The 19,457-nt window shown below is 60.2% G+C and carries 11 protein-coding genes and 1 pseudogene; 7 read left to right on the top strand and 5 right to left on the bottom strand.

The window, feature by feature from the left end; translation table 11 throughout:
* The first annotated feature begins 9 nt into the window (after positions 1–9).
* The 4 genes from OZ428_RS15685 to OZ428_RS15670 all read left to right on the top strand — a co-directional run bounded on the left by OZ428_RS15685 (position 10) and on the right by OZ428_RS15670 (position 9,518).
* A complete protein-coding gene (locus OZ428_RS15685) occupies positions 10–1,116 on the top strand; it encodes an efflux RND transporter periplasmic adaptor subunit (protein ID WP_269134002.1) in 1,107 nt (368 codons plus the stop codon).
* A gap of 2 nt (positions 1,117–1,118) precedes the next feature.
* A complete protein-coding gene (locus OZ428_RS15680) occupies positions 1,119–4,202 on the top strand; it encodes an efflux RND transporter permease subunit (protein ID WP_269134001.1) in 3,084 nt (1,027 codons plus the stop codon).
* A gap of 128 nt (positions 4,203–4,330) precedes the next feature.
* Positions 4,331–9,094, top strand: coding sequence for an RHS repeat-associated core domain-containing protein (locus OZ428_RS15675; RefSeq protein WP_269134000.1), 4,764 nt, complete (start codon positions 4,331–4,333; stop codon positions 9,092–9,094).
* Between the two features lie 4 nt (positions 9,095–9,098).
* The gene (locus tag OZ428_RS15670) at positions 9,099–9,518 is read left to right on the top strand and encodes a hypothetical protein (RefSeq protein WP_269133998.1); all 420 of its coding nucleotides are present in this window, start codon (positions 9,099–9,101) and stop codon (positions 9,516–9,518) included.
* Between the two features lie 200 nt (positions 9,519–9,718).
* On the opposite strand, the gene OZ428_RS15665 is transcribed toward OZ428_RS15670, so the two are convergent.
* From OZ428_RS15665 to OZ428_RS15655, 3 genes are all read right to left on the bottom strand, one after another.
* Positions 9,719–10,948, bottom strand: coding sequence for a M20/M25/M40 family metallo-hydrolase (locus tag OZ428_RS15665; RefSeq protein ID WP_028616627.1), 1,230 nt, complete (start codon positions 10,946–10,948; stop codon positions 9,719–9,721).
* 47 nt (positions 10,949–10,995) lie between these two features.
* On the bottom strand, positions 10,996–12,054 hold the full coding sequence (locus OZ428_RS15660; protein WP_269133997.1) for a diguanylate cyclase: 1,059 nt from the start codon (positions 12,052–12,054) through the stop codon (positions 10,996–10,998).
* A gap of 80 nt (positions 12,055–12,134) precedes the next feature.
* Positions 12,135–12,767 (bottom strand): LysE family translocator, encoded by a 633-nt coding sequence (locus tag OZ428_RS15655; protein ID WP_269133996.1) that lies wholly within the window; start codon positions 12,765–12,767, stop codon positions 12,135–12,137.
* A 123-nt stretch (positions 12,768–12,890) separates the two neighbouring features.
* Here OZ428_RS15655 and OZ428_RS15650 point away from each other — a divergent pair, with 123 nt between their 5' ends.
* On the top strand, positions 12,891–14,294 hold the full coding sequence (locus OZ428_RS15650; RefSeq protein ID WP_269133995.1) for an aminotransferase-like domain-containing protein: 1,404 nt from the start codon (positions 12,891–12,893) through the stop codon (positions 14,292–14,294).
* A 1-nt stretch (position 14,295) separates the two neighbouring features.
* Here the strand turns inward: OZ428_RS15650 and OZ428_RS15645 are convergent.
* Positions 14,296–15,032, bottom strand: a pseudogene (locus tag OZ428_RS15645) (M10 family metallopeptidase C-terminal domain-containing protein).
* A 953-nt stretch (positions 15,033–15,985) separates the two neighbouring features.
* On the opposite strand from OZ428_RS15645, the gene OZ428_RS15640 reads away from it, so the two are divergent.
* Entirely contained in the window at positions 15,986–16,726 is a 741-nt protein-coding gene (locus OZ428_RS15640) for a response regulator (protein WP_028616631.1), read from the top strand.
* Entirely contained in the window at positions 16,723–18,027 is a 1,305-nt protein-coding gene (locus OZ428_RS15635) for an ATP-binding protein (RefSeq protein WP_269133994.1), read from the top strand. Before OZ428_RS15640 ends, OZ428_RS15635 begins: the two co-directional genes overlap by 4 nt.
* Before the next feature lie 331 nt (positions 18,028–18,358).
* On the opposite strand, the gene OZ428_RS15630 is transcribed toward OZ428_RS15635, so the two are convergent.
* Positions 18,359–19,288 carry a LysR substrate-binding domain-containing protein gene (locus tag OZ428_RS15630; RefSeq protein WP_269133993.1) on the bottom strand — a complete coding sequence of 310 codons (930 nt, stop codon included), beginning with the start codon at positions 19,286–19,288 and terminating at the stop codon, positions 18,359–18,361.
* Positions 19,289–19,457: the final 169 nt, after the last annotated feature.

Here is a 19,457-nt window from a genome sequence, read left to right as displayed (position 1 = left end):
GAGCCCGCCATGCACCCTCTTCTCTTGCGTCTTCTCACGCCCCTGGCCCTGTTGATCGTCCTCAACGGTTGCAACAGCAAGGCCGACACCGCCGCCGAAGTGCCTCAGCCACGCCCGGTCCTCGCCGCCAAAGTCGAAGCCGCCGGCACTCAGCAAAGCGCCTATACCGGCGTGGTCGCAGCACGTACCGAAAGCGACCTGGGTTTCCGGGTCGGCGGCAAGGTCATCGAACGCAAGGTCGACCCCGGCCAGCATGTTTCCCGTGGCGACACGCTGCTGGTGCTGGACATCGGCGACTTCGAACTGGCCCTGCGCTCGGCGAAGAACCGCGTCAACGCTGCCCAGGCGCAACTGCGCCAGCGCCGCGACGACGAAAACCGCTACCAGCGCCTGGCCAACACCGGCGCCGTGTCGCGGCAGATCTTCGACCAGTCCGCGACCAACCTGCGGGTGGCCGAGGCCGAACTGGCCTCGGCGCAATCCGACGCCAGCCAGATCGAAAACCGTCGCACCTACTCCGTGCTCAAGGCCGATGGCGACGGCATCATCACCGACGTGCGTGTGGATCGCGGCCAAGTGGTCGCCGAAGGGCAGATTGTTGCGCGCCTGGCCCATGACGGTGCCCGCGAAGCTATCGTCAACCTGCCAGAAAACCAGCGCGACCAAGCCTCACAAAAAGCCCTGGCCTTCCCCTTCGGCGCCCCGGACCAGGCGGTGACCGCCACGTTGCGCGAACTTTCTGCCAGCGCCGACCCGACCACCCGCACCTACCGCGCCCGCTACGTGCTGCACGGTGCCGTTGACCGTTTCGCCCTCGGTTCCACCATCACCGTACGCCTGCAAGGCAACGGCCAGGCCCAGCAAACCCGCGTGCCCATTGGCGCACTGCAGGACTCGGGACAAGGCACCGGCGTGTGGCTGATCGGCGCGGACGACAAAGTCAGTTTCGCCCCGGTGAACGTCGCCAGCCTCGGCCAGGAAGACGCGCTGCTCAACAGTGGTGTTGCCCCCGGCCAGATCATCGTTGCCCTCGGCGCACACCTGTTGCACAGCGGTGACGCCGTGCGCCTGCTGCCCGCGCAAGTACTGGCCCTTAACCGCAAACAGGACAACTGAGCATGCGCGGTATCAACCTCTCGGAACTGGCGGTCAAGCATCGCGCGGTCACGCTGTTCCTGATCATCGCGATCCTGGCGGCAGGGATCTTCTCGTTCGGCAAGCTGGGTCGCGCCGAAGACCCGTCTTTCACCGTCAAAGTGATGACCATCACCGCCGCCTGGCCCGGCGCCACCGCCCAGGAAATGCAGGAACAGGTGGCCGACCGCCTGGAAAAACGCCTGCAGGAACTGGACTACTACGACCGTGTCGAGACCATCGCCCAGCCGGGTTTCGTGTCGATGCGCATGACCTACAAGGAGTCCACACGCCCCAGCGAAATCCAGGACCTGTTCTACCAGACCCGCAAAAAGCTCAGTGATGAAGCCGCGAAGCTGCCCAAGGGCGTGATCGGACCATTCTTCAACGATGAATATTCCGATGTGTATTTCGCGCTGTACGCCCTGGAAGCTGAACACCTGCCCCATCGGCAACAGGTGCAGATGGCCGAAGACCTGCGCCAGGGTTTGCTCAACCTGCCGGGGGTGAAGAAGGTCAATATCCTTGGCGAGCAGGCGCAACGGGTGTTTGTGGAGTTTTCCTACGAGCGCCTGGCAACCCTGGGCATCAAGCCGGATCAGATTTTTGCTGCATTGGCCGCACAAAACGCCGTGGCGCCGTCGGGCTTCGTCGAGACCGCCGGGGCCCGCGCCTACATCCGGATCGACGGTGCGTTCGACAGCCTGTCGCTGATCGAAAACGTGCCGCTGGAAGTCAATGGCCGCGTGTTGCGCATCGCCGATGTGGCCACCGTCAGCCGTGGTTATGAAGACCCGCCCAGCTACCGCATCCGCCATCAGGGCGACCCGGCGCTGATGCTGGGCGTGATCATGGAGAAACACTGGAACGGCCTCGAACTCGACAAGAGCCTCAAGGCCCAGGAAGCCAAGATCCAGGCCGACCTGCCGCTGGGCGTGAACTTCGCCAAGGTCTCCGACCAGGCGAAAAACATCAGCCTGGCGGTGAACGAATTCATGCTGAAATTCTTCGTCGCCCTCGCGGTGGTGATGGTCATCAGCCTGTTGGCCCTGGGCTTCCGTGTGGGCCTGGTGGTGGCGGCAGCGGTGCCGCTGACCTTGTCGGTGGTGTTTGTAATCATGCTGCTGACCGGGCGTGAATTCGACCGCATCACCCTCGGCGCGCTGATCATTTCCCTGGGTTTGCTGGTGGATGACGCGATCATCGCCATTGAAATGATGGTGGTGAAGCTTGAGGAAGGTTTCGACCGGATTCACGCCGCCACCTTTGCCTGGAGTTCCACGGCAGCGCCGATGCTGACCGGCACGCTGGTCACTATCATCGGCTTTCTGCCGGTGGGCTTTGCCCGTTCCGGTGCCGGGGAATATGCCGGCAATATCTTCTGGATCGTCGGGTTTGCGCTGATCTCGTCCTGGCTGGTGGCCGTGGTGTTCACGCCGTATCTGGGGGTGAAACTGCTGCCGCAGATCAAGCCTGTGCCGGGCGGCCATGATGCAATCTATGCCGGGCGTTACTACCAGAAACTGCGCAGCGTGGTCGAAGCCTGCGTGCGTGGGCGCTGGCTGGTCACCGGCCTGGTGGTGGCGGCGTTTGTGCTGTGCGTGCTGGGCATGGGCGTGGTGAAGAAGCAGTTCTTCCCCAACTCCGACCGCTCCGAGTTGATTCTTGAGGTGTACATGCCGCCCGGCAGTGCCTTCAAAAGCACCGAAGCGGTGGCCGCGCAGTTGGAAAAAGCCTTGCTGCAAGAGCCGCAAACCACCCTGGTCGACACCTACGTGGGCGGCGGCGCACCACGCTTCTTCCTGTCGCTGAACCCCGAACTGCCGGACCCGGCGTTTGCCAAGCTGATCGTGCAGACCCCGGACTCCCACGCGCGCGACGCTTTGAAACTGCGCATGCGTGAACGCATTGCCGCCGGTGAGTTTCCTGCGGCGCGGGTGCGCGTGACGCAGTTGCTGTTCGGCCCGCCAGTGCCGTTCCCGGTGGTGTTCCGTGTGTCCGGCCCCAATGTGGATGTGCTGCGCGGCGTCTCCGAAGACGTGCGCAAAGTGGTCGCCGCCAACAAACTGACCAAGGACGCCTTCCTCGATTGGGGCGAGCGCACCAGCGGTTATCGCCTGGTGTTGGATCAAGACCGCCTGCGTCTGCTGGGTTTCACGCCCAATGAGGTCAAGTCCCAGCTCAATGCCTTGCTCAGCGGCAACCCGATCACCGAAGTGCGTGAGGGCAACCGCACCGTCTCAGTGGTCGCCCGCGCCCAGGGCAGCCAACGCGAAGACCTCGGCAACCTCAACAACATGACCCTGACCAACAGCGCCGGTACTTCAGTGCCATTGGCCCAGGTCGGGCATTTCCAGGCAGTGATGGAAGAGCCGATCCTCAAGCGCCGCAACCGCGCGACCACCGTGGAAGTGCGCGCCGACATCATCGACGGCGTGCAACCGCCCGACGTGGAGATGGCCGTGTACAAAGACCTGCAACCGCTGATCGCCAGGCTGCCCGCCGGTTACCAGATCGACATCGGCGGCCCGGTGGAAGAAAGCGCCAAGGCCAACGTCGCCCTGGCCGCGCTGTTCCCGATCATGATCCTGCTGACGCTGACGGTGATCATGTTTCAGGTGCGCTCGTTCGGCGTGATGTTCATGGTCTTCGCCACGGCGCCGCTGGGGTTGATTGGGGCAGTGCCGACCTTGCTGCTGTTCAACCAGCCGTTCGGCTTCAATGCGATCCTGGGCTTGATCGGGATTGGCGGGATCCTGATGCGCAACACGTTGATCTTTACCGACCAGATCCGCCAGAACCAGGAGCACGGCATGGCGATTCGCGCGGCTATCGTTGAAGCCACGGTGCGGCGTGCACGGCCGGTGATCCTGACTGCACTGGCAGCGGCGCTGGCGTTTATCCCGCTGACACTGTCGGTGTTCTGGTCGTCCCTGGCTTACGTGCTGATCGGCGGAGTGTTGGTGGGCACGCTGTTGACGCTGTTGTTCTTGCCGGCGCTGTGCAGTCTGGTGCTGGGGCGGGAGAAGACGAGGATTGTCGAAAAATCCCACGTGACTGCCGGATAAGCGCTACTCCCCTCCCCTGAAAAGGTCCGCAAAGTCCCTCGCCTGAATAGACAGTGCGAGGGATTGCGGATGGATTTTCTTTTTAGTGCTTTGCCTTTTTGCGCGTCATCTGTGGGGAATCGGCGCCGATGACCCACCCTTCCCACATTGCCCTGATTGAATTTGAGCTGGATGGCTTCCATCAGAGCCTGGTGCTTTATCGCCAGCAGATGGACGCGTGGTATTCGCGTGCGCTGGATTCGGTGAGACATGGGCTGGATATGCCGTCGCTGCTGGGAATGGATCGCGTGTTGCGGGTGGGAGATTCGCAGCGGGCGGTGAGCCTTTCCGATACCGATTTTTCGACCGTGGCTCAGTGTCCGGCAGGCGGCGAGCTGAAAATCGAGAGTCTGTTCGAGTCGGTGTATGACGTGCCGATCGGCAATATCCCGGTGGAGGTGATCGGGCTGGATGACGGCAGTTCCGCTGTGGTCATGCTGGATGACCAAGGCAAAGGCTCGCACCACTGCGCGGCGGGCGGGCGTTATCAGGTGCGGGTGCAGGGGGGCGTTTCTACTGAGCAAGTGGACGCGTTGTTTGCGTCCTACGCTGGGCTGACAGGGGACTTGGAGCAGTGGCTTCGGTCTGAGTGGTCGGGTTTTAAACCGCACTGGGAGCAGTCCACCGCCAGTGCGATTGGCAGCGGCGTACTGGCGGGCAGTTGGGCGGCGATTCGTGATGTGTGGGACAGCATCAAGCTGGTGCAGGCGATTCTTGATGACCCTTTGAAATACGTCGAACAGCTGGGCGCAGAAGCGGCCAAATTGGCGCAACTCGCCACCGATGCACCCAAGGTCATGGAACAGGCAATGTTGCTGGCCAGTGATGAGGCGGCGCTGTTCCTGATGCTGCGCACGGCGATGATCTGGCTGGACGCCTTGCCGCCCGGTGAAATGGCTGAGATGGCGGCTGGCTTTGTGGTGTCGTTGCTGATTGATCTGGTGATTGGCGTGGTGTTGACCATCGCCTTGCCGGCGGCGGGTGTGGCGTATTTGAGCCTGCGGTTGGTCAAGTATGGCGGGCAGATTCTTGAGGCAGCGGTGGGTTTTGTCAGGGGGCTTTTGGGGATTCTGACGAAGTTCATGCAGGCCGTGGATCGCTACAAGGCGGTCGCGGTTCGCGGGGTGGTGGGTGGGTTGAAGCAAGGCAGGCTGCAGATGCGCTGGAAGGCGCGGCAGAACGCGATGCTGAAGCAGGTGGAGCCTGTGGATGATGTGCCTGTTTCTGCTCGAAATCCGGCGGGGGATGCGGCTGATTCTTCGGACAAGACGGTCACCAACGGCTGCCCGGTGTCGATGGTCACGGGTGAGGAACTGCTGACGCTGACCGATGGTGTGCTGGACGGGATCTTGCCGTTTGAGTGGACCCGGTTGTATCGCACCAGCGCGGTGGAAGTGGATGGCGGGTTGGGGTTTGGCTGGAGTCACTCGCTGGCGCATCGGTTGAGTGTTTCCGGGGATTCGGTGGTGTGGACCGATCATGAGAATCGGTCGACTACCCTGCCCTTGCCCACGGTTTCTCGGCCGGCGATTACCAACAGCCTGGCGGAAGCCGCGATCTACTTGGGGTCGTTGCCCGATGAGTTAGTCCTGTCTCAAGGGTTACGTTTCTACCACTTTCGCGACGGTGTGCTGACGGCGATCAGCGATGCGTATGACAACCGGTTGCGCATTTTCCGTAATTACCTGGGGCAGATTGAGCGGCTGGATAACGGCGTGGGGCGCTCGTTGTTTTTGCGCTATGCGTCGGGCCGCATTGTGGCGGTGGATTACCAGATTGAGCGGGCGGTGGATGACGGTCCGTTTGTCTGGGTGACGGAGCAGAACGTTGTTTCCTACGCCTATGACAATTTTGGACGACTGGTTTGCGCGACCAATGCCGTAGGCGAAAGCGAGGTTTATCGGTACGACGAGCAGCACGTCATTCTTGAGCGCGGTTTGGCCGGTGGGGCGAGTTTCTTTTGGGCGTGGGAACGGTCTGGTAAGGCGGCGCGATGTGTCCGGCATTGGGCGAGTTTTTCGCAGATGGACACGCGCTATGCCTGGGACGATAACGGCCAGGTCACGGTGCTTAACGCTGATGGCAGCCAGGAAGTCTATGTGCATGACCCGCGCGCGCGGCTGGTGCAGCGGGTGGATCCTGACGGGGCCGAGCACTTCAAATCCTACGATGAGAAAGGCCGGCTGACGGTTGAGCAGGATCCGCTGAGAGCGATCACGGCGTATCAGTACGACGAAGCTGGGCGTTTGGTGGCGTTGTTTCCTGGGGATGATGAGCCGACGACCTACGAGCATGACAATGGGTTCGTACGGGTTGTGCGGCGTGGTGAAGCGGTTTGGAAATATGAGCGTAATGACCAGGGCGACGTTACGCGTAGGACCGGTCCTGACGGCCATTCGACTGAGTATAGCTACAACAAACGCGGGCAACTGACGCAGGTTTGGCTGCCGGATCACAGCTACCATCGGCTGGCCTGGAATGAGCGTGGGCAGTTGCTTGAGGAGCAGTTGCCGACTGGCGGAATCAAGCGTTTTCGCTATGACGATCGCGGACGAAAAATCAGCCAGGAAGATGAGCACGGCGCGCTTACGCAATTTGAATGGAACCACGTAGGACGATTAGTCCAAATCGTCTTGCCGAGCGGTGATACGCGTAAATATACCTACAACGCTTACGGAAAAATCACCTCCGAACGGGATGAACTCGGCCACGTCACCCGCTACGAATACGCCGACGGCCTGCACCTGATCAGCCGACGCATCAACGCTGATGGCACTCAGGTCAAATATCGTTACGACAATGTGCGGTTGTTGCTCACCGAGATCGAAAACGAAGTCGGAGAAACCTACCGGCTCCAGTATCACGCCAATGGCCTGATCCAGCAGGAAACCGGGTTTGACGGCCAGCGCACGGCTTACGTCTACGATCTCAACGGCAACCTTCAGGAAAAGACCGAACACGGCGATGACGGCAGTCAGCTGGTTACCCGCTACGAGCGCGATCATGCCGGTCGACTCGTAAGAAAAACCCTGCCCGATGGCAACCTGGTCGATTACGCCTACGACCGCCAGGGCAATCTCCTCAGCGTCGAAGACGGCCACTGGGCGTTGGCCTACGAGTACGACAGCCAAAACCGACTCACCGCCGAACACCAAGGCTGGGGCACGCTACGCTACGGCTACGACGCCTGCGGTCAGCTTCAAAACCTACGCCTGCCGGACAACAACCGTCTCACCTTCAACCACGACAAAGGCGGCCACCTCGCCACCGTCGAACTGAACGGTGAAACCCTGACCTCCCACCTGTTCAAAGCCGGCCAGGAACACCAGCGCCAACAAGGCCAACTGCTCAGCCATTACCACTACGACGACCAGCAACGCCTGCACGCCCACGCCGTCACCCAACAGCAACACACCCTTTACCAACGCCACTACGACTACGACAAAGCCGGCAACCTCACCCGCCTGCAAGACACCCGCAAAGGCGAACACCACTACCACTACGACCCGCTCAGCCGCATCACCCACGCCGACCACTCCCAAGGCGAGCAAGAGCACTTCGCCCACGACCCGGCCGGCAACCTACTCATGCAAAACCGCCCCGGCCCAGACATCGTGGCGGGCAATCGCCTGATGATCCAAGGCGACCACCACTACGACTATGACGCCTTCGGCAACCTTATTCGCGAACGACGTGGCGAAGGCCACCAACTCGTCACCGAATACCGCTACGACTGCCAGCACCGGCTGATCGGGATTAAAAAGCCCAACGGCCAGACTGCCAGCTATCGCTATGACCCGTTTGGGCGGCGTATCAGCAAGACCGTTGATGGAATTACGACCGAGTTTTTCTGGCAGGGCGACAAACTCATCGCCGAACACCAAGCGGATCGCCATCGCAGTTACCTCTACGAACCCGTCAGCTTCCGGCCATTGGCGCTGCTGGAAGGCTTTGGTCCAAAGGAAACCAAGGCCTACCACTACCAACTTGACCACCTAGGTACGCCGCAGGAACTTACCGCCCCGGATGGTGAAATCGTGTGGTCCGCCCACTACCGCGCGCATGGCGAAATCAGCCGTCTCGACATCAACAAAATCGACAACCCGCTGCGTTTCCAAGGCCAATACTTCGACCCAGAAAGCGGGCTGCACTACAACCGTCATCGCTACTACAATCCGGATATTGGTCGCTACCTGACGCCTGATCCGGTGAAATTGGCGGGTGGGATCAATGCGTACCAGTACGTGCCCAATCCTACGGGATGGGTGGACCCGTTAGGGTTAAACACTTGTCCAGGTGCAGATAGTTGCAAGCCCCCCCTTAAAGCGCCAAAGCCTTTTGATGCCGTTAGCGTTAACTCTGGCGAGCCAATCACCCCTGCACCGGCGCAGACAGCAAGACAGGCGAAAATCAAGGGGCTTACCGAAGCCAATGCTAAACGTCGAATTTTGGAATACGAAACGAAGTACGATATGCACATGGTCGGTAAACATGGTCCAGAGGTAGAGAGCGCCAAGTTAAGTAGGCGGTCGATCGATGGAAAAGACCCCATAACAGGTATGATCCCAAAGAACGGAAAGGGAGTTCCAAGTTCGCAATTTAACAGCTGGAAGCTTCAACTTCAGGCGTGGACTAAGGCAACTTCTCGAACTGAACGAGGGCTATCGCGCTTCACTGGCGTTGATGACAAGAAAAACGATATTGTGCGAATAGAATCACCAGGGGCTGGGCGTGGATATCGGCCAAATAAAAACGACCCGAACAACCCAATTTTCAACCCGTCCATGAATGGTGCAGAAATGAAAATTCGTGAAGACGGCACGCCCTTTACTCTATTCCCCATTAAGGAATGAAAAAATGTTATTTCACCCTTCCTCTGAACAGATTCCTTTCGACGCCAGCTTGAACTATTTCATAGGTGTTTTCGATATTTACGACAGGGAGGAAACTCGAGGAGAAGCACTCGCCCGATTTAACCCTAACGAAAATAAAGACCGAGAGGCGCTTATTCTTGAGTATTGCCTAGATCCGTTCAACAAGCTTTCCTATCGTCACAGATACAAACTAATAGAATGCTTACTCAACGCACTAAATACTAAAGACTTCAACTTTCGCTCTTATTTTGAGGACGATCCGGACGCGTATTCAAAAATGGCCTGGGACGAAACAGAAATAGACGACCCTCGAGGTTTCTTCGCCGACATATACCGACTGGCAAACGAGGTTTGGAAAGACGACCTCCAAAAAGCCAGCCTGGAAGACCAATCAACTTGGTAACACCACCTTCAAGGCAACACAGCCCCCTGTGGTGAGCGAGCTTGCTCGCGCTGGGTCGCGCAGCGGCCCCACTCCAGGCAATGGGAATTTTCAGGCAAATCGACATTGTCTGTTTTGGGGCTGCTGCGCAGCCCAACGCAGGGCAAGCCTGCTCGCCACAGAAGCCTGCTCACCACAGAAGGATATCAATCAGCGGAAAGTCACCGCTTCGACAACTCCATAATCATCCGACTCAGCAAATAAACCCGCGGCACCACACTCTCCACCTCCGCATACTCCTCCGGCGTATGAATATTCCCGCCGACAATCCCAAACCCATCCAGCGTCGGCGTCCCAACCCCAGCCGACAGGCTCGCATCCGCCGCCCCGCCGCTGCCTTCGATGGTCAGTGTCTTGCCCAACTCCGCATAAATCCCCTGGGCAATCGCGACCAACTTGTCTGACTCTGGCGTCTGCGGCATCGGTGGCAAGCCACGTTGCAAACTGGTCTTGACTTCGGTCTCCGGGATCAGCTTGTTCGCCGAGACTCGCGCCAGGTCTTTCTCGATGCGATCAAACTCTTCCGGTAATGCCGCACGCACATCGGCTTTGGCAGTGGCTTGGTCGGGAATGACGTTGGTGCGATCCCCGGCCTTGATCACGGTAAAGTTGATGGTGGTTTTCTTCTCTTCATCCCCCAGCTTGCCCAGTTGCAGGATCTGGTGCGCAGCTTCCATGGCGGCGTTGCGGCCAAGTTCCGGGGCGACGCCGGCATGGGCGGCCTTGCCTTTGACTTCAACCACGGCGGTGGCGCTGCCTTTGCGCCACACCACCAGGCCGTCGGCGGGGCGGCCGGGTTCGAGGTTGAGGGTCACATCATGGCCCTTGGCGGTTTTGCGGATGAGGTCGGAGGCGGCATCGGAGCCAGTTTCCTCGCTGGCGTCGAGCAGGAAGGTGATCTGCGCGTAGTCCTTGAAGCCCTGGTCCTTGAGGACTTTAAGCGCGTAGATGCCGGCGACGATACCGCCCTTGTCATCCATCACGCCGGGGCCATAGGCGCGCCCGTCCTTGATGTGGAAGGGACGCTCAGCGGCCGAGCCTTCCTTGAACACCGTGTCCATGTGGGCCATCAGCAGGATCTTGGCTTTGCCAGTGCCCTTGAGGGTGGCGACCACGTGACTGTTGTTGGCCGCTTTGTCCGGCACCAGTTCGATGGAGAACCCCAGCTGTTTAAGTTCATCCACGGCAATGTCGCGCACCTGGGTCAGACCCGGTTCATAACCTGAACCCGAGTCGATATTCACCAGGCGCTCCAGCAGTTTCAGGGCTTCGGCCTTGTACTGTTCGGATTGCGCCTGGATCTGTTTATGGGGTTCGGCGCTGTAGGCCGGCAGGGCGAAGGACAGGGCCAGGGTGGCGGCCAGGAGGGTACGGGGGAAAGTGAAGAGCATGAACCGATCCTTGTTGTTGTTGAAAGGTGCCGCCACACCCTACCCCACTAGATCGATCGCAACCAACTCCCCTGTACCGAACTGACGCGGTTACGCCCACTGCTCTTGGCTTCGTACAGCGCCTGGTCGGCGTCGTTCAGCCACTGCGTGGAGTCGGCGTGGGTCGGTTGATAGGGCGCCAGGCCGATGCTCAAGCTCGCGCGCAAGGTCGGGTCCTGGGCGTAGGCCAGGGCGTTGAAACGGTCACGCAGGGCGTCCATCACTTCAGTGGCGCGGTTGAGCGCCATGTCGGGCAGGATCACGCAGAATTCATCGCCACCGTAACGCCCGGCCAGGTCGGTGGCGCGCAGGTTCTGGCGCAGCACTTTGCTGAGCTGGCGCAGGACGATATCGCCGGTGACATGACCGTAGGTGTCATTGATGGTCTTGAAATGGTCGATGTCGATCAGTGCGATGGCGGCGCCAGCAGGACCTCGGCGGCAGCGTTGGAATTCGATTTCCAGGTGGTCCTTCCAGGCGCCGTGGTTGAGCAGGCCGGACAGGCTGTCGGTGCGGCTCAGCGCCAGCAATTCACGTTTGTGCCGCGCCAGCGTCACCGCCTGCCGGTAGCAGATCCAACCCAATGCCAGCGGATACAGCATCAGGATCGGCAGGCAGGCGTAGAGTTGTGCCTGAGAGGTGACGGCGATGAAGGCCGGAGTAAAAATCAGCAGCGCCGTACCGATACCCAGCGCCTGCGCCACCCAGCCCGCCAGCATGAAGCGCGGTCCGCCGATGGCCACGTTGTTCATGGTCATCATCGATAAGGTGGTCACGCTGGGCAGCGGGTTGAAGTGCATCGCACCGACCCAGAACCCACCGCAAAAGGAATCGAACAATAGGTTGCGCCGTTCGCTGCGCAGTGCGTTGTTGCTGCGCAGCGTCAACTGAAAAGCCACATGCGGCCAGGCAAAGGCGTTGATCACCATCCAGGCCCACACCCACCAAGCGGGGGCCAGGGGATACATCCCGAACACCACACACACAAAACCGAGCGTCAGCCCGAGGGTACGGGATTTGTACAGCCGTGAAGCGAGCGGAAGTCCGGTGCCTTCTGCAGCTGACATGGTGGGGTGAGATCCTGGAGGAATGCCTGGAGTCTATCAGGGCAACGGCAGATCGCCACTACCGCTCATAAGCTCAACACTCAGTGGGCAAAGCCCCGCGCCAGCATCAAGGCAACGCCCACTAGCAACAGCGCCGTGATGCGCTGCAACACCACCCGGCGCTTGGGGTTTTCCAGCACGTGCTTGATGCGCTGGCCGAAATAGCAATACAGGCAGCCGCTGGCGAATTGCAGCAACAGGAATGTCAGCCCGAGGATGGCAATGTCCACCGTCGAACGGCTCTCCCCGGTCCCGGCGAACTGCGGGAACACCGCGCTGAACATGATGAGGGTCTTGGGGTTGGAAAACCCGGTCAGCAAGCCCTTGCCGAACAGGTTGCGCGCCGCTTCCACATGGCCGATCCGTTCGATCACCACGCCGCTGCTGGTCCACTGTTTGTAGGCAAGGTGCAGGATGTACGCCACGCCGACCACCTGGATACCCTGGGTGATCACCGGGTAGCCCTTGATCAATTCGGAAAAGCCCACGGCAAAGATCAGGATCGAGATCAGGTACGCCACACTGGCGCCGATTTGTGCCGGGATCGAACGGCGCAGCCCGTCGCGCACGCCCAGGCTTAACAGCAGCAGGGTCATGGGGCCGGGGCTGAAGGTCATGGTGGCGCAAAACAGCAGGAAATACAGGAACGAGGAAAGGGTTAACGCGCTTGTCATGGCCGGAGACCTGGGGGATGGAGCCCGCAGTCTAGGCAGTTGGCATTGCGCAAGGCAGGTAAAGTAATGCCTAATTCGCCCTGACTTTACCGGTAAAATTACCAGCAAAGATAAGGAAGTCACGTGTTCGTATCGGCCATCGCCTTTGTAGAAGGTGCCCCCAAGGTGCAACAGATCGTCGAGGCGTTCAGCCAGGCCATCGAAAACGGCGAATGGGCGCCCGGCAGCAAATTGCCCTCGGTGCGCGCACTGACCGAGATCCTGGGCGTGAGCAAATTCACCCTCAATGAGGCCCTTGACCGCCTGCGCGGCCGCAACCTGCTCACGTCCAGTCAAGGTCGTGGCTATTTCGTGGCGATAGACCACCCAAGCCCGACAACTTCGAACTGGGTGGACCTGCTGCCTCAAGACCTGCTCAGCGTATTGCGCCGCCCCTTGGCCGCGGCCAACGGCGACCTGCGCCCCGGCGGCGGCCACCTGCCGGAAACCTGGCTGGACAGTGAAGCCCTGCGCCAAACCCTGCGCAGCGTGGTGCGTGCGACGTCACTGCGCATCGCCAGCCTGGGCACACCGGCCGGGTTGCTGCCGTTGCGCCAGGCCCTGCAACAGAAGCTGCACGGCGAGGGCCTGTCGGTGCCGGTGGAACAGATCATCACCACTCCCAACACCGTGCAAGGCCTGGACATGCTGATGCGCCTGCTGGCACGTCCTGGCGATACGGTCCTGCTCGATGCACCGTGTTATTTCAACTTCCACGCCAACCTGGCGCTGCACGGGGTCAAGGTGGTGACGATCCCGCGGCGCCCCGACGGTTTTGACTTCACGGCCCTCGAACACCTGCTGGCCGAGCAGCGCCCCAGCCTGTACCTGACCACCAGCGTGTTGCACAACCCCACCGGCCACTCGTTCAACCCAGGCCAGGCGTTCCGCCTGCTGCAACTGACCCAGCAGTACCACTGCCATATCATCGAGGACGACCTCTACGGCGACCTGCACCCCAACCCGCCGCCGCGCCTGGCCGCCCTCGCCGGCCTCGACCAGGTCACCTACCTGTCGGGCTTTTCCAAGATCCTCAGCGCCAACGCCCGCGTCAGCTTCGTGGTGGCCGCGCCGCAACTGGCGGCCAACCTCACCAACATGAAGCTGATGAGCGGCGGCGTGACCTCCGAACTGTTCGAACAGATCGTGTATCGCATGCTCAGCGAAGGCAGTTACGCCAAGCACCGCAAGCGCATGGTGCAGCGCTTGATGGAGACCGGCGGACGCGTGGAACAATGGCTCAAACGATGCGGCTGCGAGTTGCCGATGGGTTACGAAGGCGGGATGTTTATCTGGGCGCGCCTGCCGCCTGGGGTCAACGGCGAACTGTTGGCCCAGGCGGCCTTAAAGCAGGGCATGGTGCTGGCGCCCGGCGCGCTGTTTGGCTACGACCCGGCGCAGCGTGACTCGATGCGTTTCAACGTGGCCCACACTGATGAACCCCAGGTGCAGCGATTGTTTGAGACGCTGTTGCGAAACGCCGGCTGAATCAACTGACGATGTCGCTCTGCTGCAATTTACCGTGGACCAGCAGGACGAAGGCCGGCTCGTCAGGTTTGCCGGCGATTCGCAACGTACTCATCTGACGTGCCGGGTCATAGGTCACCATCGCCTCACCACTGGCGCCAGAAAGTGCAGTGACAAACTTCAACGGCTGGTTACCCAGTGCCGTGCGAATCCCGGAGACATCCACCCGGTCCTCGCCGCTGACGAAGTCCATGATCTGATCGGGCGCGTCGTGGGTCGACTCGCTGGTTTTCCCATAAACAAAAACGTCGTTGCCCTTGCCGCCCCACAAGATGTCCGCCCCGCCCGCCCCATATAAGCGGTCATTGCCGGCCCCGCCTTTGAGCGTGTTGGCTGCTTCGTTGCCCACCAGCAAATCGTTGCCGGAGCCGCCGACAGCGTTTCGATGGTCACGCCACAGGCAATCGAGACATTGCCCTTGAGGCCGCCGACATCCGAGAAAGTCCCGCCTTTGAGGCTGATCTGTTGGTCCTGCTTATAACCGGAAAAGTCCAATGTATCGGTGCCGCCGCCACCCCAAATGGCAGCGACCATCTTGTCCTTGTCGGTCTTGACGCTGAGGAAATCCCGGTCGGTATTGGAATTGAAACCGTAGGTAGTGTCGTCCTTGCGGGTTTCATGGTTGGCGCCGTATTTCTGCTGATAAGCGCTGATGTCGTCAAGTTGCGGCGCAGATGCGCGGGTGCTGCCATGGTCCATATAGCCTTCGTCTACGCCGAAATAGCTCATGACGGTATGGCTTTCAGAGTCCTCGAAATACCCGGATTTCGCAGGCCCGGAGCTGACGTCATACTGGCTGGGATGGCTCATCCCCAAGGCATGGCCCAGCTCATGCACAAGGGTAAAACGACCCGCGTCACCCTGAGAGGCGTGGGGGACGATGTGATCGTCCGCGGTATCAACAAACCAGGCTTCGCCGCTTCGCGAGTCCTTGGGGTTTGGCAAATAAGTCTGTGGATAGGGCTGGCCTTGTTTATTGGGCAAATGCGTGTAATTGCCAATGGTCAGGTGACCTTCGCTTTTCTCCGTTTTCGGTCCTTCGGTAAATGTGATGTTTGCCACATCAGAAATGGATTGCAAACTGCGCCGGGTCTGTTCTTTTTGAGAGTCTAGGACACGGGTGAATCCGGCAAGTTTGCGTGGCCTTTTATCCTTGACTTCAGAGGTTCGAAACTCATAAGTCACCTCATAATGACCGTCACCGTTCTTATCCGGCCAGCCCGCACTTCCTCGCCAGAGCCTTTGTGTGGCCTCTTCCGGCGTCTTGGACGGTAATCCATTGTGTTGAATGCCAGCACCGCGATCATCTCGGTGCTGAAATTGTTCAATCGTCTGGAACGTGGTGCTCGCTCGCGAAGTAACGGCTGTCATGAATGCACTCTCATCAGGCAATAAAACCTGATCTTCTGGCCTTGAGTACCCAGTCGGATGTGCGTTTAAGCCGGGAATCCCTGCGACTCAGGCCATGCGAACCTCTAGCGTTGTTCCCGACTGGCGTAGGACCTCACCCCGATCTTGGCGCATCAAACCCGCAATTTTGCTTCGTCGTGTATCTCCTTATCGCCAGATACACTGCAATACAAAGGGCACAAGGCAAAGGCAGCGACAGTGGCTAGACTGCGCCCCCATGAGTATTTAACGAGGAATGCAGCATGGATCATGTCGATCACATCCTGATCGTCGATGACGACCGGGAGATCCGCGAACTGGTAGGCAACTACCTGAAGAAAAACGGCATGCGCACCACCGTGGTGGCCGACGGCCGCCAGATGCGCAGCTTCCTCGACACCACCCCCGTGGATCTGATCGTGCTGGACATCATGATGCCCGGCGATGACGGTTTGCAGCTGTGCCGCGAACTGCGGGTGGGCAAGCACAAGGCCACGCCGGTGCTGATGCTCACCGCGCGCAACGATGAAACCGACCGCATCATCGGCCTGGAAATGGGCGCCGACGACTACCTGGTCAAACCCTTCGCCGCCCGTGAATTGCTAGCGCGTATCAACGCCGTATTGCGCCGCACACGGATGCTGCCGCCGAACCTGGTGGTCAGCGAAACCGGCCGGCTGATCCGCTTCGGTCGCTGGCGCCTGGACACCACTGCCCGCCACCTGCTCGACGAAGACGACACCCTGGTGGCCCTGAGCGGTGCCGAATACCGCCTGCTGCGGGTATTCCTCGACCACCCGCAACGCGTGCTCAACCGCGACCAGTTGCTCAACCTGACCCAAGGCCGCGACGCCGATCTGTTTGATCGCTCCATCGACCTGCTGGTGAGCCGCCTGCGCCAACGCCTGCTGGATGACGCCCGCGAACCGGCCTACATCAAGACCGTGCGCAGCGAGGGCTACGTGTTCTCGCTGCCGGTGGAAATCCTCGGGGCCGAACAATGAGCTTAAGGTTTGGCTGGCCGCGTACCCTGGCGTCACAATTGTCGCTGATCTTCCTGATCAGCCTGGTGTGCGCCCATGGCTTGTCCTTCAGCGCGCAGTTCTACGAGCGCTACATCAGTGCGCGCACGGCCATGCTGGGCAACCTGGAAAACGATGTGTCCACCTCGGTGGCCATTCTCGACCGCCTGCCGGCCAACGAACGCACCAGCTGGTTGCCGCGTCTCGACCGTCAGAACTACCGCTACCTGCTTAATGCCGGCGAAACCGGCGAACCGATGAGCAGCGATGATGTGCCCATGGCCGCCACCTCCATCGCGGATGCGCTGGGCGAACACTACGCGCTGACCTTCCGCGACATCCCCGGCATGCAGAAACACTTCCAGGCGCACATGACCCTCGCCGACGGCAGCCCGATCACTATCGACGTGCGCCCCACCATGCTGCCTGTCGCCTATTGGCTGCCGGTGGTGCTGGTGCTGCAACTCGCGTTGTTGCTGGGTTGCACCTGGTTCGCCGTGCGCTTGGCCATCCGCCCATTGACCCGCCTGGCCCGCGCCGTGGAAACCCTCGACCCCAACGCCCACCCCACGCCGCTGGACGAAAATGGCCCCACCGAAGTCGCCCACGCCGCCGCCGCGTTCAACGAAATGCAAAAACGCATCGCCGAATACCTCAAGGAACGCATGCAGATCCTCGCGGCGATTTCCCACGACCTGCAAACCCCGATCACCCGCATGAAACTGCGCGCCGAATTCATGGAGGACTGCGCCGAACGCGACAAACTCTGGAGCGACCTGGGCGAGATGGAACACCTGGTACGCGAAGGCGTGGCCTACGCGCGCAGCGTCCACGGCGCCACCGAAGCCAGCCATCGCATCAACCTCGACGCCTTCCTCGACAGCCTGGTATTTGATTACCAAGACATGCACAAACAGGTCAGCCTCAGCGGCAAAAGCGCCGTGGTCCTCGACACCCGCCCCCACGCCCTGCGCCGGGTGCTGGTCAACCTGGTGGACAACGCCCTCAAATTTGCCGGCGCTGCGCAACTGGAGGTCGGCTCGACGGCCAATGGCGAACTGTCGATCAAGGTCCTGGACAACGGCCCCGGCATCGCCGAAGACGAACTGATCCAGGTGATGCAACCGTTCTACCGCGTGGAAAGCTCACGCAACCGCGGCACCGGCGGCACCGGCCTGGGTTTGGCGATCGCCCAGCAATTGGTGGTAGCGATTGGCGGCACGCTGACCTTGAGCAACCGGCCGGAAGGTGGGTTGTGTGCGCAGATCAAGATCAGCCTATAGCCTCACCTGAACCGCAAGGGCCAGCCCGTTCAAGGTCTTAGGTAGAGATGGCGATAAGTACCCTGTGGCGAGCGGGCTTGTCCCGCGTTGGGTTGCGAAGCGACCCTAGAAGGATGAATGCGGTGAGTCAGGCACTCTTCGGCCGCTGGTCCTGGGGCTGCTTCGCAGCCCAACGCGGGACAAGCCCGCTCGCCACAGTTGCAATGTTCGCTCTTTATGGGAGGGTATCAGCCAGATATCGCCGGGTTTTCAAAGACCTTGAAAGGGCTCACCGTAAGGGCGGAACCAATACCCGCCGTTACCCAAATAACGGATATGTACCCCTACCCAATCAACTAGCCGCCGTAGAAGGCTCCAGCTGCCGCTGCGCCAACCAGATTTCCTCCTGCAACCACTGCCCAAACACCTGCAACTGCGGCATATCCGTCTGCTCCGGCCGAGTCACCAGCCAATACGACTGATGCCCCTCCACATGCACATTCAGCACCTGAGTCAACTGCCCAGACGCCAATTCCGCCGCCACCATATGCCAGTCAGCAATCGTAATCCCCAACCCATCCGTAGCCGCCCGAATAGCCAGATCCAACAGATCGAACTCATACCCACCCTGGGTATCCACCCCATGGATCCGCGCCGCATCCAACCAATGTTTCCACGTGAGATACCGCTGATCCTCACTGGCCAACACATGCAGCAAAGTCATGCGATTCAAGTCCACCCCATCGCTGCACTCACGGGCATACAACGACGGCGCACACACCGCAATATGCCGCTCCTGAATCAACAACGAACTGTCCAAGCCATCCCATTCACCATTGCCAAAACGAATCGCACAATCGAGCGTGCTGGTCTGCGCCAGGCTGTCCTGCAAGCAAGTGGTGATGCTCAACTCCAGCTCCGGGTGGGCCTCACGCAGGCGCCCCAGGCGCGGCATCAACCAGCGGTTGGTAAAGGTCGGCGGCGCATTGACGTGCAGGCGATTGGAGTGGGTTTTCTGCTGGATACTGCGCACCGTCAGTTCGATTTTGTCGAAGGATTGGTGCAGCGCACGCAGCAATACGCGCCCGGCGCTGGTCAGCTCCAAGTGGTGATGACGCCGCTCCAGCAGGTTCTCGCCCAACTGTTCTTCCAACTGCCGGACCTGGCGGCTGACCGCGCTCTGGGTCACGTTCAACAGCTCCGCAGCCCGGGTAAAACTGCCGGTGCTGCCGGCCACCTCGAAAGCCTTGAGGGCATTGAGACCGGGCATTTTGCGTTTCATGAAAGGCACTCGAAGACGACTGACGAGGCGCCAAGCATCCCACGATCCGTAGGAGGTTTCCTAGCCAACATGATTTTTTGTATCTGCCAGCCCGTCTATCTCCACACCTTGGCGCCCTGACGCGGACTAACATGCGTTTAATGAACGTTTAACGGCTGAATTTATCGTT

The sequence above is a fragment of the Pseudomonas sp. GXZC genome (assembly GCF_026967615.1).
Lineage (GTDB): Bacteria > Pseudomonadota > Gammaproteobacteria > Pseudomonadales > Pseudomonadaceae > Aquipseudomonas > Aquipseudomonas azotoformans_A.
The sequence above is the reverse complement of the archived record's forward strand: the minus strand, read 5'-3'. Positions and strand labels throughout refer to the sequence as shown.